The sequence below is a fragment of the Burkholderia sp. 28_3 genome (genome assembly GCF_003253915.1).
Taxonomy (GTDB): domain Bacteria; phylum Pseudomonadota; class Gammaproteobacteria; order Burkholderiales; family Burkholderiaceae; genus Burkholderia; species Burkholderia cenocepacia.
In genome coordinates this window covers 80,849-95,063 of sequence record NZ_QKZF01000025.1, presented here as the reverse complement: position 1 = coordinate 95,063, position 14,215 = coordinate 80,849, and the positions used below count along the sequence as shown (strand labels likewise).

Annotated in this window: 14 protein-coding genes; all 14 read right to left on the bottom strand. The window is 63.3% G+C overall.

Annotated elements, in window-relative coordinates; genetic code table 11:
* Positions 1 to 238: 238 nt before the first annotated feature.
* Positions 239 to 664, bottom strand: coding sequence for a F0F1 ATP synthase subunit epsilon (locus tag DFS13_RS33885; protein ID WP_006477288.1), 426 nt, complete (start codon positions 662 to 664; stop codon positions 239 to 241).
* Between the two features lie 121 nt (positions 665 to 785).
* Positions 786 to 2,180, bottom strand: coding sequence for a F0F1 ATP synthase subunit beta (gene atpD / locus DFS13_RS33880; RefSeq protein ID WP_006482710.1), 1,395 nt, complete (start codon positions 2,178 to 2,180; stop codon positions 786 to 788).
* Between the two features lie 66 nt (positions 2,181 to 2,246).
* Positions 2,247 to 3,122, bottom strand: coding sequence for a F0F1 ATP synthase subunit gamma (gene atpG, locus DFS13_RS33875; protein WP_006482709.1), 876 nt, complete (start codon positions 3,120 to 3,122; stop codon positions 2,247 to 2,249).
* 68 nt (positions 3,123 to 3,190) lie between these two features.
* Positions 3,191 to 4,732 carry a F0F1 ATP synthase subunit alpha gene (gene atpA / locus DFS13_RS33870; protein ID WP_006482717.1) on the bottom strand — a complete coding sequence of 514 codons (1,542 nt, stop codon included), beginning with the start codon at positions 4,730 to 4,732 and terminating at the stop codon, positions 3,191 to 3,193.
* A gap of 44 nt (positions 4,733 to 4,776) precedes the next feature.
* The gene (locus DFS13_RS33865; protein ID WP_006482713.1) at positions 4,777 to 5,316 is read right to left on the bottom strand and encodes a F0F1 ATP synthase subunit delta; all 540 of its coding nucleotides are present in this window, start codon (positions 5,314 to 5,316) and stop codon (positions 4,777 to 4,779) included.
* A 2-nt stretch (positions 5,317 to 5,318) separates the two neighbouring features.
* The gene (locus tag DFS13_RS33860) at positions 5,319 to 5,789 is read right to left on the bottom strand and encodes a F0F1 ATP synthase subunit B (protein ID WP_006477283.1); all 471 of its coding nucleotides are present in this window, start codon (positions 5,787 to 5,789) and stop codon (positions 5,319 to 5,321) included.
* A gap of 129 nt (positions 5,790 to 5,918) precedes the next feature.
* Positions 5,919 to 6,188 carry a F0F1 ATP synthase subunit C gene (gene atpE / locus DFS13_RS33855; protein ID WP_006482730.1) on the bottom strand — a complete coding sequence of 90 codons (270 nt, stop codon included), beginning with the start codon at positions 6,186 to 6,188 and terminating at the stop codon, positions 5,919 to 5,921.
* 75 nt (positions 6,189 to 6,263) lie between these two features.
* Positions 6,264 to 7,115, bottom strand: a complete 852-nt coding sequence (gene atpB / locus DFS13_RS33850) for a F0F1 ATP synthase subunit A (protein WP_012492242.1) — start codon at positions 7,113 to 7,115, stop codon at positions 6,264 to 6,266.
* A 109-nt stretch (positions 7,116 to 7,224) separates the two neighbouring features.
* Positions 7,225 to 7,746, bottom strand: a complete 522-nt coding sequence (locus tag DFS13_RS33845; protein ID WP_034201162.1) for an ATP synthase subunit I — start codon at positions 7,744 to 7,746, stop codon at positions 7,225 to 7,227.
* Between the two features lie 569 nt (positions 7,747 to 8,315).
* Entirely contained in the window at positions 8,316 to 9,446 is a 1,131-nt protein-coding gene (locus DFS13_RS33835; RefSeq protein WP_034201163.1) for an SLC13 family permease, read from the bottom strand.
* 10 nt (positions 9,447 to 9,456) lie between these two features.
* Entirely contained in the window at positions 9,457 to 10,350 is an 894-nt protein-coding gene (locus tag DFS13_RS33830) for a ParB/RepB/Spo0J family partition protein (RefSeq protein ID WP_006482728.1), read from the bottom strand.
* A 31-nt stretch (positions 10,351 to 10,381) separates the two neighbouring features.
* Positions 10,382 to 11,161, bottom strand: coding sequence for a ParA family protein (locus DFS13_RS33825; protein WP_006482737.1), 780 nt, complete (start codon positions 11,159 to 11,161; stop codon positions 10,382 to 10,384).
* 51 nt (positions 11,162 to 11,212) lie between these two features.
* Positions 11,213 to 11,899 carry a 16S rRNA (guanine(527)-N(7))-methyltransferase RsmG gene (rsmG, locus tag DFS13_RS33820; protein ID WP_048988771.1) on the bottom strand — a complete coding sequence of 229 codons (687 nt, stop codon included), beginning with the start codon at positions 11,897 to 11,899 and terminating at the stop codon, positions 11,213 to 11,215.
* Entirely contained in the window at positions 11,896 to 13,866 is a 1,971-nt protein-coding gene (gene mnmG / locus DFS13_RS33815) for a tRNA uridine-5-carboxymethylaminomethyl(34) synthesis enzyme MnmG (protein WP_058902028.1), read from the bottom strand. The genes rsmG and mnmG overlap by 4 nt, the downstream gene beginning before the upstream one ends.
* Positions 13,867 to 14,215: the final 349 nt, after the last annotated feature.

Genomic DNA, 14,215 nt, shown 5'->3' with positions numbered 1-14,215 from the left:
CTGCATGATTGCCAGCCAGTGAGATCCGGGTAGCCGATTCCCGATCATGCATCGCGCGGGCGTCGCGTGGCGAACGGCCGTCGCGAGGTGCTTACTGAAATAGCACGATCGGACGCAATGATCCGGCCCGAAAAACGCAGACGAAATGCGGGCGAAACACGGAGGAAGCGTGGACGAAGCCCAGACGAAAAAAAAGCAGCCCGAAGGCTGCTTTCTTTCGCGGGATACGCGGCGCGGCTCAGTGCCGGCTGCGGATCTTCGCCAGACGCTGGATCGCCTCGAGCTGCGCCATCGCGGTCGCGAGCTCGGATTGCGCTTTCGCGAGGTCGAGATCCGACTTCGCGTTCTGCAGCGTTTCCTCGGCACGCTTGCGCGCTTCCTCGGCTTTCGCCGCGTCGAGGTCCTTGCCGCGGATCGCGGTATCGGCGAGCACCGTCACGGCGCCCGGCTGCACTTCGAGAATGCCGCCCGCGACGAACACGAATTCGTCGTTGCCGCCCTCGACCTCGATGCGCACCGCACCCGGACGAATCCGGGTAATGAGCGGCGTGTGACCCGGCAGAATGCCCAGCTCACCCGTTTCGCCCGGCAGCGCGACGAATTTCGCCTCGCCCGAGAAGATCTGCTCTTCCGCGCTGACGACGTCTACTTTGATGGTTGCCATATCGACTCCAATCTCATCCACGGGTTGAGCGTATTGCGGCCGGCGCAGGCGGCCGGAATACAAGTCGTCACTGACTTATTGTTCCGGCCGGCGCTCGCCGGCTTGCGACTCACTCAAGCCCTTACTGGATCTTCTTGGCCTTTTCGAAGGCTTCGTCGATCGTGCCGACCATGTAGAACGCCTGTTCCGGCAGGTGGTCGCACTCGCCGTCGACGATCATCTTGAAGCCGCGGATCGTTTCCTTCAGCGGCACGTACTTGCCCGGCGAGCCCGTGAACACTTCAGCGACGTGGAACGGCTGCGACAGGAAACGCTGGATCTTACGCGCACGGGCGACCGACAGCTTGTCTTCCGGCGACAGTTCGTCCATGCCCAGAATCGCGATGATGTCGCGCAGTTCCTTGTAGCGCTGCAGCGTCTGCTGAACGCGACGGGTGATCGAGTAGTGCTCTTCACCGATCACGTTCGGGTCGATCTGGCGCGACGTCGAGTCGAGCGGGTCGACCGCCGGGTAGATACCCAGCGAAGCGATGTCACGCGACAGAACGACGGTTGCGTCCAGGTGGCCGAAGGTCGTCGCCGGCGACGGGTCGGTCAAGTCGTCCGCAGGGACGTACACGGCCTGGACCGACGTAATCGAGCCCTTCTTGGTCGACGTGATGCGCTCTTGCAGCTTGCCCATTTCTTCAGCCAGCGTCGGCTGATAGCCCACTGCCGACGGCATACGGCCGAGCAGTGCCGACACTTCGGTACCGGCCAGCGTGAAACGGTAGATGTTGTCGACGAAGAACAGCACGTCGAGGCCTTCGTCACGGAAGTGCTCGGCCATCGTCAGGCCGGTCAGCGCGACGCGCAGACGGTTGCCCGGCGGCTCGTTCATCTGGCCGTACACCAGCGCGACCTTGTCGAGAACGTTCGAGTCCTTCATTTCGTGGTAGAAGTCGTTCCCTTCACGGGTACGCTCGCCCACGCCCGCGAACACGGAGTAACCGCCGTGTTCCTTCGCGATGTTGTTGATGAGCTCCATCATGTTGACGGTCTTGCCCACGCCTGCACCACCGAACAGGCCAACCTTGCCGCCCTTTGCGAACGGGCAGATCAGGTCGATGACCTTGATACCCGTTTCGAGCAGTTCGGTCGACGGCGACAGTTCGTCGAACGCCGGTGCCTTCTGGTGGATCGAACGCGTCACGTCGCTGTCGATCGGGCCGGCTTCGTCGATCGGACGGCCGAGCACGTCCATGATTCGGCCGAGGGTCGGCTTGCCGACCGGCACCGAGATCGGCTTCGCCGTGTTCTTCACGGTCAGGCCGCGGCGCAGGCCGTCGGATGCACCCAGACAAATGGTACGGACCACGCCGTCACCCAGCTGCTGCTGGACTTCGAGCGTCAGTTCCGAGCCATCGAGAATGAGCGCGTCGTAGATCTTCGGCATGCTGTCGCGCGGGAATTCCACGTCGATAACGGCGCCGATGCACTGTACGATCTTGCCTTCTACCAAAGCAGCAGTACTCATCGCTTTTCCTTTAAATACCTGATTCTTTACTCGCGCAAAGGCGCAGTTGTCGTCCCGGGCGCGCGCTTAAACAGCGGCTGCGCCGCCGACGATCTCCGACAGTTCTTTCGTGATCGCGGCCTGACGGCTCTTGTTGTACACGAGCTGCAGTTCGCTGATCACCGTCTTCGCGTTGTCGGACGCGGCCTTCATCGCGACCATGCGCGCCGATTGCTCGGACGCCATGTTTTCCGCGACGGCCTGGTACACCAGCGCCTCGACGTAACGCACGAGCAGTTCGTCGACGACTGCCTGCGCGTCCGGCTCGTAGATGTAGTCCCACGACGTCGCCGGCGTACCGTCATCGGCTTCGAAGTGGTCCGACGACAGCGGCAGCAGCTGCTCGATCACGGCTTCCTGCTTCATCGTGTTGACGAAGCGCGTGTAAGCGATATAAACCGCCGACAGCTTGCCTTCCGAGTACAGATCGAGCTGCGTCTTCACGGCGCCGATCAGCTTGTCCAGGTGCGGGGTGTCGCCGAGGTGCACGACCTGCGACATCACCTTCGCGCCGAAGCGGTTCAGGAACCCGAGGCCCTTGCCGCCGATCGCGGTGGCTTCGACCTTCTGGCCCTTCTCTTCCAGCTCCTTGAACTTCTGCACCGTCGCACGCAGCACGTTGGTGTTCAGACCACCGCACAGACCCTTGTCCGTCGTGACGAGGATGATGCCGGCCGTCTGCGCGCCGTCGTTCGCCACCATGAACGGGTGACGGTACTCGGGGTTCGCACGGCTCATGTGCGCGGCGATGGCACGGACCTTGTCCGCATACGGACGAGCGGCGCGCATGCGTTCCTGCGCGCGACGCATCTTCGATGCAGCCACCATCTCCATCGCCTTCGTGATCTTGCGCGTGTTCTGCACGCTCTTGATCTTGCCGCGAATTTCCTTCATTCCAGCCATAGCTTGCTCCTTGACCGAAGCGGCGCGGGTGCTCGGCACCCGCGCGGCCTCAGTGTGTCACTCGCGGATCAATAGGCACCGGACTTCTTGAAGGCTTCGATCGCCGAGCGCAGTGCGCCTTCGTCGTCCTTCGAGAGATCCTTGGTGTCTTCGATGCGCTTGATGAGGTCAGCGTGGCTGGTCTTCAGGTTGTCGCGCAGGCCCTTCTCGAACGACAGCACTTGCTTGACGTCGAGGTCGTCGAGGTAGCCGTTGTTCGCGGCGTACAGCGACACGGCCAGTTCCCAGACCTGCAGCGGCTGGTACTGCGGCTGCTTCAGCAGTTCCGTCACGCGGCGGCCGCGCTCGAGCTGCTTGCGGGTCGCTTCGTCGAGGTCCGATGCGAACTGCGCGAATGCGGCCAGTTCACGGTACTGCGCGAGGTCGGTACGGATACCGCCCGACAGCTTCTTCACGACCTTCGTCTGAGCAGCGCCACCGACGCGCGACACCGACACGCCGGCGTTGATTGCCGGGCGGATGCCTGCGTTGAACAGATCGGTTTCCAGGAAGATCTGGCCGTCGGTAATCGAGATCACGTTCGTCGGAACGAACGCGGTCACGTCGCCAGCCTGCGTTTCGATGACCGGCAGTGCCGTCAGCGAACCGCTCTTGCCCTTCACTTCGCCGTTCGTGAACTTCTCGACGTACTCTTCCGACACGCGAGCCGCACGCTCCAGCAGACGCGAGTGCAGATAGAACACGTCGCCCGGGTACGCTTCACGGCCCGGCGGACGGCGCAGCAGCAGCGAGATCTGACGGTATGCCCAAGCCTGCTTGGTCAAGTCGTCATAGATGATCAGCGCGTCTTGGCCACGGTCGCGGAAGTATTCGCCCATCGTGCAGCCGGCGTACGGCGCCAGGTACTGCATGGCAGCCGAATCCGATGCCGAAGCGGCGACGACGATCGTGTATTCCATCGCGCCCGTTTCTTCGAGCTTGCGAACCACGTTCATGATCGACGAAGCCTTCTGGCCGATCGCGACGTAGATACAGATCAGGTCCTTGCCCTTCTGGTTGATGATCGCGTCGAGCGCCACCGCGGTCTTGCCGCACTGACGGTCGCCGATGATCAGCTCACGCTGGCCACGGCCGATCGGCACCATCGCGTCGATCGACTTGATGCCCGTCTGCACCGGCTGCGACACCGACTTGCGCCAGATCACGCCCGGGGCGATCTTTTCGATCGCGTCGGTCAGCTTCGCGTTGACCGGGCCCTTGCCGTCGATCGGGTTGCCGAGCGCGTCGACCACGCGGCCGACGAGTTCCGGACCCACCGGGACTTCGAGAATGCGGCCCGTCGTCTTGACGATGTCGCCTTCCGAGATGTGTTCGTATTCGCCGAGAATCACCGCGCCGACCGAGTCGCGCTCGAGGTTCAGCGCGAGACCGAACGTGTTGCCCGGAAACTCGAGCATTTCGCCCTGCATCACGTCCGACAGGCCGTGGATACGCACGATACCGTCGGTCACGGAGATCACGGTGCCCTGGTTGCGAACGTCTGCGCTCGCTTCAAGGCCCTGGATCCGGCTCTTGATCAGCTCGCTGATCTCAGAGGGATTGAGTTGCATTATTCGCTCCTGATAGTCAATTCTGTTGCGTGCCGGCGTGGCGCTCAGGCGGTCAAGGCAGCCTGCATCGATGCGAGGCGCGCGCGAACCGAGGTGTCGAGCACTTCGTCGCCGACCGTCACGCGCACGCCGCCGATCAGCGACGAATCGACTTCGACCGTCGGTTTCAGCTTGCGCTTGAACTTGCGTTCGAGGCCCGAGACGAGACTGTCGAGATCCGCGCCGTTCAGCGGGAACGCGCTCACGATCTCGGCGTCGGCTGCGCCTTCACGTTCGTTCTTGAGCGCCTCGAACTGCTCGGCAATTTCCGGCAGCAGCGCGATGCGATGATTGTCGACCAGCATCTGCACGAAGTTCTTCGCTTCGGCGCCGGCCGCGAGCGGCGACTTGGCCGCAGCAAGCAGCAACTCGGCTACTTGCGTGCGCGTCACCTTCGGGCTCGACGCGACCGACAGCACTTCCGGCAGACGCGCAACCTGGGCCAGCTCTTGCACGAGCGTGGACCAGGCGGCGATGTCACCGCCCTCGGCCACGCGGAACAGCGCTTCTGCGTAAGGGCGGGCGATGGTTGCAAGTTCGGCCATGATCAGAGCTCGGCTTTCAGTTGATTCAGCAGTTGGGCGTGGGCCGTTTGATCGACTTCGCGCTTCAGGATCTGCTCGGCGCCCTTCACGGCCAGCGCGGCGACTTCGCCACGCAGCGCTTCGCGCGCCTTCACGATTTGCTGTTCTGCTTCCGCCTTCGCCTGGGCGACGATGCGGGCGGCTTCAGCCTGGGCGTTGGCCTTGATTTCCTCGGCGACCGCCTGGGCACGCTTTTCAGCGTCGGCGATGCGCTGCTGGCCGTCGTTGCGGGCCTGCGCGAGTTCCTGGTCCACGCGCTTGTGCGCTGCGTCGAGTTCCGCCTTGCCCTTCTCCGCGGCGGCGAGGCCGTCGGCGATCTTCTTCGAACGTTCGTCGAGGGCGTTGATCAACGGCGGCCACACGAATTTCATCGTGAACCACGCGAGGACCAGGAACACGACCATTTGCGCAAACAGAGTTGCGTTGAGATTCACGGTGTTTCCTTATCTGCTATTCCGGAAAAATGAAACGGTAAGGCGCTCATCGAGTTGCATTCGATCAGCGCCCCAAGTCTCCGTTCCGCCCTGCGCCGGCTCACGCCGGACGCATATTTCCGAGGAACCTTAGCCTGCGAGCTTCGACAGGAGCGGGTTCGCGAACGCGAACAGCATTGCGACACCAACGCCGATCAGGAATGCAGCGTCGATCAGACCAGCCAGCAGGAACATCTTCGTTTGCAGCGGGTTGATGAGTTCCGGCTGACGTGCGCAGGCTTCGATGTACTTGCCACCCATCAGCGCGATACCGATACAGGCGCCGATTGCACCCAGGCCGATGATGATGCCGATACCGATGGCGGTCAGACCCTGGATGTTGGCGATGTAAGCTTGCATGATCACTCCTTTGTGAAAAGACTTGGAACTGAGATTTAAAAAACTAAAACGGAAACTCTTTCTTGCACGCCGCGCTTAGTGCTTGTCGTGCGCCTGGCCGAGATACACCAGCGTCAGCATCATGAAAATGAATGCCTGCAACAGAACAATCAGGATGTGGAAGATTGCCCAGACGCTACCCGCGATCACATGACCAACGAAGCCGAGGAACGTTGCGTCGCCACCGAAGCTCCACATGCTGCCGAGCAGGGCGATCAACAGGAACAACAGCTCACCCGCGTACATGTTGCCGAACAGCCGCATACCGAGCGAGACGGTCTTCGCGAGATATTCGACAATGTTGAGCGCGAGGTTCGGGATCCACAGCAGCGGGTGCGCGCCGAACGGTGCCGACAGCAGCTCGTGCACGAAGCCGCCCGCGCCCTTGATCTTGATGCTGTAGTAGATCATCAGGACGAACACGCCGAGCGCGATGCCGAGCGTGCCGTTCAGGTCGGCCGTCGGGACGATGCGATGGTGGGAAATCACGTCCGACAGACCGAGCAGGCCGATCACGCGGCCCGGCAGGTCGACCGGGAGGAAGTCGAGGGAGTTCATCAGCGCAACCCACACGAACACCGTGAGGGCGAGCGGCGCGATGAAGGTGCGATTGCCGTGGACGATGGCCTTCGACTGGTCTTCGACCATTTCGACGAGCATCTCGATCGCGCACTGGAAACGGCCCGGCACGCCCGACGTCGCCTTGCGGGCGGCCAGACGCAGCAGGACGATCGTCACGATGCCGCATACGATCGACCAGAACAACGTGTCGAGATTCCAGACGTGAATGTCGAAAATCGACGTCTGATGCGAGGTGGAGAAATTCTGCAAGTGGTGCGCAATGTACTCGGACGGATCCGGACCGCGCGTGCCTTCGCTAGCTGCCATATCGTTAATGCCACCCAAATTGTCGAAAATCGTTTTGCCCGTTCCGCAACACGCTATTGCGGGAACGGGCCGGTGCGGTTCGTTGTCGAAACCGCACGCTGCTTGTTCCTTACCGCCAGGCCAGCGCGATCCAGTACGTCTTCAGCACGACGAGGTACGTGACGAGGAACGGCACCCAGTGCACGCCGGCCCAGCCGAACGCCACCGCGGTGAACATCCCGATCGTCAGAGCGAGCTTCAGGGCTTCGCCCATCACCCAGCTCATCACGGTGGCCGAGCCACCTGCCTTCAGTCGTGCCACGAATACCGCACTGGGCACCCAGCCGATCGCTCCGCCCAGAAACGCGGATTGCGCAGCGGCGCCCGGCGACTTCGAAAACAGCCACCACGCCAGCGTTGCAACCAGGGACAGGACCACTTGCGCGAACACCACCTTGTAGGGGGTCACGCGCGAGGGCTTGCTCACGTTCGGACCGAACAGCCTTTCGGCCTCTGCCCGTGTAAGCGGAACGATGTTGTTATCTTGCTGCTCGACATCCCAGTCATCGTCGGATTCACGCCGCGCGCCGGCCGCCGAAGCGGTGCGTTGCGTGCGCTGATCATGCCTGTCGTCCGGCGCCTGACCCGCCATCGCAATCTTCCGCTGAAATCCTTGAACCCGACCCCAAGCTTTCTGAAAGCTTTCAGGGGTGCCTAGCTAACAAATCCGGGCGATTGTAAGCGATAGTTGCAAGTGATTCAAGGCTTTAGACGCGACAAAAACCTGCATAAAACGACGCCTCATGATGTGAAAAAACACCCGATTCGACGACGTACGATGACAGTTGTAAGGTCGGTTTTTTGCACCGGTATTTCTTGTGCGAAAAAGTCCGGTGACGGCGGAAATGACGGGGAAACGACGCCCGCTGCGGGCCAGCAGGAAGCGGCGCGATCGCCGCCGGGCATCCGCTGCCATGGAGTCGCCGGGAACGACTCGGCGCGACACGCCGGAACACGCAAGACGCCGCGATCAAACCATCGCGCGCGGCGCGAGAAACTCGACCGGTTGCTCGCGCATCGATTCGTCCAATCAGTTGTCGCGCCGCCACAGAAGTTCGACTGTGGGCTGCGGCACTTATCAACAATCCTTGATCACTGCGGACGCTGTGCGCCCCGTCCGCCGCCCGAACGGCACACCTGTGCGGCGCGCATCGGCCTCGCTCAACCGTGCATGAGCAACCACGCGCCGAGCGCCGCGCTCACCAGCGCGAACGGAATCGAAACGAGGTGGAACGGCAGCCACATGCGCGGCTCCTTCGCGAGACGCACCGCGATCAGGTTCGCGAGCGAGCCGATCGCGAAACCGAAGCCGCCGACCGATACGCCGAATGCCAGCGCGCGCCAGTCGTGCGTGAACTCCGACAGCAGAATCGCGGCCGGCACGTTGCTGATCACCTGCGACAGCGCCGCGCCGGCGGCGTAGACGCGCAGCGGCGAATCGAGTTGCGCATGCGCGACCGCATCGTGCACGACGGGCAGCGCAGCCGCGCTGCGCAACACGACGAACATCAGCACGAAGATCAGCAGCAGCAGCCAGTCGATCTTCAGGACTGCGTCACGTTTGACGGCGAGCAGCACGATCGCGACACCGACGAGGCCGGGCAGCGGATGGTGCGCATCGGCGAGCAGCACGAACGCGGCGAACAGCACCGCCGCGATCAACGCGTGCATGCGTTGGACGGGAAAGGACGCGGCGTCGCCGGACAGGTCGAGCGGCTTCGCGCGAAACATCAATGCGGTCAGCACGAGCAGCAGCGCCATCAGCGCGAGCGCGAGCGGCCCGAGCGTGACCACGAAACGGCCGAACGACACGCCGCTCAATTGCCACAGGAACAGATTCTGGGGATTGCCGAGCGGGGTCGCGACGGACCCGGCGTTGACGGCCAGCGCGACGACGATCACGAGCCGCCGGAACGGCAGCGGTGTCAGCGCGCGCAGCGACACCATCAACGGTACGACGACGAACAGCGCGACGTCGTTGGTGAGCCACATCGACAGCACGGCGGCGAAGCCGACAAGCAGCATCGCGAGCCCTCGCTCGGAATGCACGTGATGCACGATGCGATGCGCGAGCCACATCAGGCAGCCGGACAACTCGAGCGCCTTGGTCAGCATCAGCAGGCCCGCGAGCGTCGCGACCGTCTGCCAGTCGACGCGGTCGGCCAGTACCGAAAATGGTTGCGGACGCACCCATTGCAGCACGATCAGGCCAAGCGCCAGCACCGACAGTACCGGTTCCTGCGCGAGCCAGCCGAGCCACCGGCGCGGCGCCGGTGCGCCCGTTTGCTCCATGGGTTGCCCGTTACTCTTCGGTCGCGACGTTGCCGCGCAGGCGCGCGAGAATGCCCTCAAGCGCGTCGAGGTTGCCGAAGTCGATCAGCACCTGCCCGCGCCCGCGGCGGCCCAGCTTGATCTTCACCGTCGACGCGAGCAGGTCTGACAACTCCTCTTCGAGACGACGTGTATCGCGGCCGCCGTCGTCCTTCGCGCGCGCCTTCACGGCCGGCGCTTCCTTCGTCGTATGTGCGACGAGCTTCTCGGTCTCGCGCACCGACATGCGCTTGTTGACCACCTGATGCGCGAGCGTGATCTGCGTGGCCGCGTCGACCGCGAGCAGCGCGCGTGCGTGCCCCATGTCGAGATCGCCGGCCAGCAGCATCGTCTGCACGGGTGACGCGAGGTTCAGCAGGCGCAGCAGGTTCGACACCGCGCTGCGCGAACGGCCGACCGATTCGGCCGCCTGTTCGTGCGTGAAACCGAACTCGTCGAGCAGGCGCTGGATGCCGTGCGCCTCTTCGAGCGGATTCAGGTCCTCGCGCTGGATGTTCTCGATCAGCGCCATCGCGGCGGCGGCCTGATCGGATACGTCCTTCACGAGCACCGGCACTTCATCGAGGCCGGCCAGGCGCGCCGCGCGGAAACGCCGCTCGCCCGCGATGATCTCGTATTTGTCTGACGAAATAGGCCGTACCAGGATCGGCTGCATCACGCCCTGCGCGCGAATGCTGGCCGCGAGCTCCTGCAGGCTGCCTTCGTCCATCCGCGTACGCGGCTGGTACTTGCCGGCTTGCAGCTTGCCGAGCGCGAGCGTGTTCGGTGCGCCTTCGATCTTCACCGCTTCGGTGATATCGGCACTGCCGCCGAGCAGCGCTTCGAGGCCACGTCCCAAGCCCTTCTTCTTTGGTACCGCGTTCATGTCTTTCTTCCTCGCTTCGCTCATGTCCGGATCACGACACCTCGAACGCGCGCACGCGTTCGATCATCTCGGCACCGAACTGGATATACGCCTGCGCACCGCGCGAGCTGCGATCGAACACGACGCCCGGCAACCCGTAACTCGGCGCTTCCGCCAGACGCACGTTGCGCGGAATCACCGCGTCGAACACCTTGTCGCCGAAGTGCGCTTTCAGTTGATCGGAGACTTGCTGCTGCAGCGTGATGCGCGGATCGAACATCACGCGCAGCAGGCCGATGATCTTCAGGTCGCGATTCATGTTCGCGTGGACCTGCTTGATCGTATTGACGAGGTCCGACAGCCCTTCCAGCGCGAAGTACTCGCACTGCATCGGGATCACGACGCCGTGCGCCGCGCACAGGCCGTTCAGCGTCAGCAGCGACAGCGTCGGCGGGCAATCGATCAGCACGAAATCGTAGTCGTCGGCCACGCGCTCGAGCGCGGCCTTCAGCCGGCGCTCGCGATTGTCGATGCTGATCAGCTCGATCTCGGCGCCGGACAGCTCGCGGTTCGCGGGAAGCACGTCGTAGGTGACGCCTTCCGGACGCACGCGCGCGTCGGTCACCGACACGCCATCGACCAGCACTTCATACACGGTCGCTTCGCAGGCGGCCTTGTCGATCCCGCTGCCCATCGTCGCGTTGCCCTGCGGGTCGAGATCGATCAACAGGACTCGTTGCTCCTGCGCTGCAAGGCTTGCGGCGAGATTGACCGATGTCGTCGTCTTGCCGACGCCCCCCTTCTGGTTCGCAACGCAGAAGATCTTTGCCATCGTTGGTGTGTTCCCTTTACCTTCAAACAAACGGCGCGCTACCGCGCGCCTTCAATTCGCGTCGTCGACGGCCACTTCGAACAGATGCCGCTCCGCATCGAGCATCGGCACCGCCAGCCGGATCGTCTGTTTGACGTGGCTGCCTTCCGGCAACCGCGCAATCTCGTCGTCCGGGTGAACGCCCTTCATCGCCCAGATCGAACCACCCGGCGCGACCAGATGTCGAGCAAGTTTAACGAAGTCGGATAGATCCGCGAAAGCGCGGGATACGATCATGTCGAATTTTTCCGGCACTTCGACACCCGGCTGCAGCGATTCGACCCGCCCGGTGACCACCGACAGGTTCGCCAGCTTCAGCTCCGCGCGCATCTGCGTCTGGAAGGCAGACTTCTTCTGCACGATATCGTTCAGCGTGACCTGCCAGCCCGGCTCGACGATCGCCAGCACGATACCGGGCAGCCCGCCACCCGAGCCGACGTCGAGCACGCGCGCCGACGTACGACCACGCAGATGCGGGACGATGGAAAGCGAATCGAGGATGTGCTGGATCAGCATCTGCTTCGGGTCGCGGATCGCGGTCAGGTTGTAGACCGCGTTCCACTTGCCGAGCAGCGCGACGTAGTCGAGCAGCTGGTTGCGTTGTGCATCCGTCAGCGTGAGGTCGAGCGCCGCCGTGCCTTCGACGAGCATCTGTTCCAGTACGTCCCGATTAACCGCCGGCGCGCGACGCGCCGTCATTGTTGCGTCGGGACGGTGCCGTCCCCCTGCTCCGCGGCCTCTGCGGCCGTGCCGTTGCGGCGGCCCAGGCCGCGCCGCTTCAGGTGCACCATCAGCAGCGAGATGGCCGCCGGCGTGACGCCCGAGATACGCGACGCTTGCCCGATCGTTTCCGGCCGGAACTCGTTGAGCTTCTGGCTCACCTCGAACGACAGGCCGCGGACTTCACGGTAATCGATACCGTCCGGCAGGCGCGTGTTCTCGTTCGCATCGTTGCGCTCGATTTCGGACGCCTGGCGCTCGATATAGCCCTGATACTTGATGCCGATCTCGACCTGTTCCTTGATCTGTTCGAGCAGCACCGGATCGTCCGTCAGCGGCTCCGCGGGGCCGCACTCGCCGCCCTTCAGTCCGCATACGCCGTCGTAGCTCACACCCGGGCGGCGCAGCAGTTCGGCGAGACTGTATTCGTGATCGATCGCCTTGCCGAGCAACGCGGTCGCCTCTTCTGCCGGCAGCGTCTTCGGCGTGACCCAGGTCGACTTCAGGCGTTCGGTTTCACGTGAAACAGCGTCGCGTTTCCGGCTGAAGGCGTCCCAGCGCGCGTCGTCGACCAGCCCCAGTTCGCGGCCGATTTCGGTCAAGCGCATGTCGGCATTATCTTCGCGCAGGCTCAGGCGATACTCGGCGCGACTCGTGAACATCCGGTACGGCTCGGCCACACCGCGCGTAACGAGATCGTCGACCAGCACGCCCAGATAGGCCTGGTCGCGCCGCGGGCACCATGCCTCCTTCTCCTGCACGTAACGGCCCGCATTGAGGCCGGCCAGCAGACCCTGCGCGGCCGCCTCTTCGTAGCCGGTCGTGCCGTTGATCTGGCCCGCAAAGAACAGCCCGTTGATCGCCTTCGTCTCGAGCGACGCCTTCAGCGCGCGCGGGTCGAAGTAGTCATACTCGATCGCGTAGCCGGGACGCAGGATGTGCGCGTTCTCGAGGCCGCGCATCGAATGCACGAGCTCGAGCTGGACATCGAACGGCAGGCTCGTCGAGATCCCGTTCGGGTAGAACTCGTTGGTCGTCAGCCCTTCCGGTTCCAGGAAGATCTGGTGCGATTCCTTCGATGCGAACCGGTGGATTTTGTCCTCGATCGACGGGCAATAGCGCGGCCCGACACCTTCGATCACGCCTGTATACATAGGCGAACGGTCGAGACCGCCTCGAATGATGTCGTGCGTGCGCTCGTTCGTATGCGTGACCCAGCACGGCAGCTGCTGCGGATGCTGCTCCGCGCGGCCCAGGAACGAGAACACGGGGATCGGATCGAGGTCGCCCGGCTGCTCGTCGAGCTTCGAGAAGTCGATCGTGCGCCCGTCGATACGCGGCGGCGTACCGGTCTTCAGGCGGCCCTGCGGCAGCTTCAGCTCCTTCAGGCGCGACGACAGCGACACGGCCGCCGGATCACCCGCGCGGCCGCCCGTGTAGTTGTTCAGGCCGACGTGGATCTTGCCGTCGAGGAACGTACCGGCCGTCAGCACGACCGCGCGCGCGCGAAAGCGGATGCCGATCTGCGTGACGGCGCCGACCACGCGGTCGCCTTCGACCATCAGGTCGTCGACGGCCTGTTGGAACAGCCATAGGTTCGGCTGATTTTCGAGCCGATGGCGGATTGCGGCCTTGTACAGGATGCGATCCGCCTGTGCGCGGGTCGCGCGTACGGCCGGGCCCTTCGATGAATTGAGGATCCGGAACTGAATACCGCTTTCATCCGTCGCGGCAGCCATTGCGCCGCCCAGTGCGTCGACTTCCTTGACCAGATGGCCCTTGCCAATGCCGCCGATCGACGGATTGCAGCTCATCTGCCCAAGCGTTTCGATGTTGTGGGTCAGCAGCAGTGTCTTTGCGCCCATGCGGGCGGACGCCAGCGCGGCTTCCGTGCCGGCATGACCGCCACCGACGACGATGACGTCAAATTCTGTGGGAAAAAGCATGGTGGATTCCGTACGCAGAGCTGCGCACGAACCTATCAGAGAAATGTATGGGCCGAATTATAGCGGGTTCGCTTTTCACCCGAAGGCCGTCCGAATGGTAGGGTCTGTGCATTTCGGCGATTTTTTGGCTGAGGACCGGTGAAATGCCTTGGTAGGCGTACTTCGGCGATGCCTACGAGCGATTCAACGCACATCGTCGTGCCTGTGCAAAAGCTCTGGTTGATAGTCGCGTCAGCATGTGTGGAACTCGTTAACTGGCCAATGCCTGTGGACCAGCGCAACACGCCAGACCCGAATCCTGTGCCCATCACCACACAGTATTTCTGTCGGCCGTCCCCGTGCTTATCCA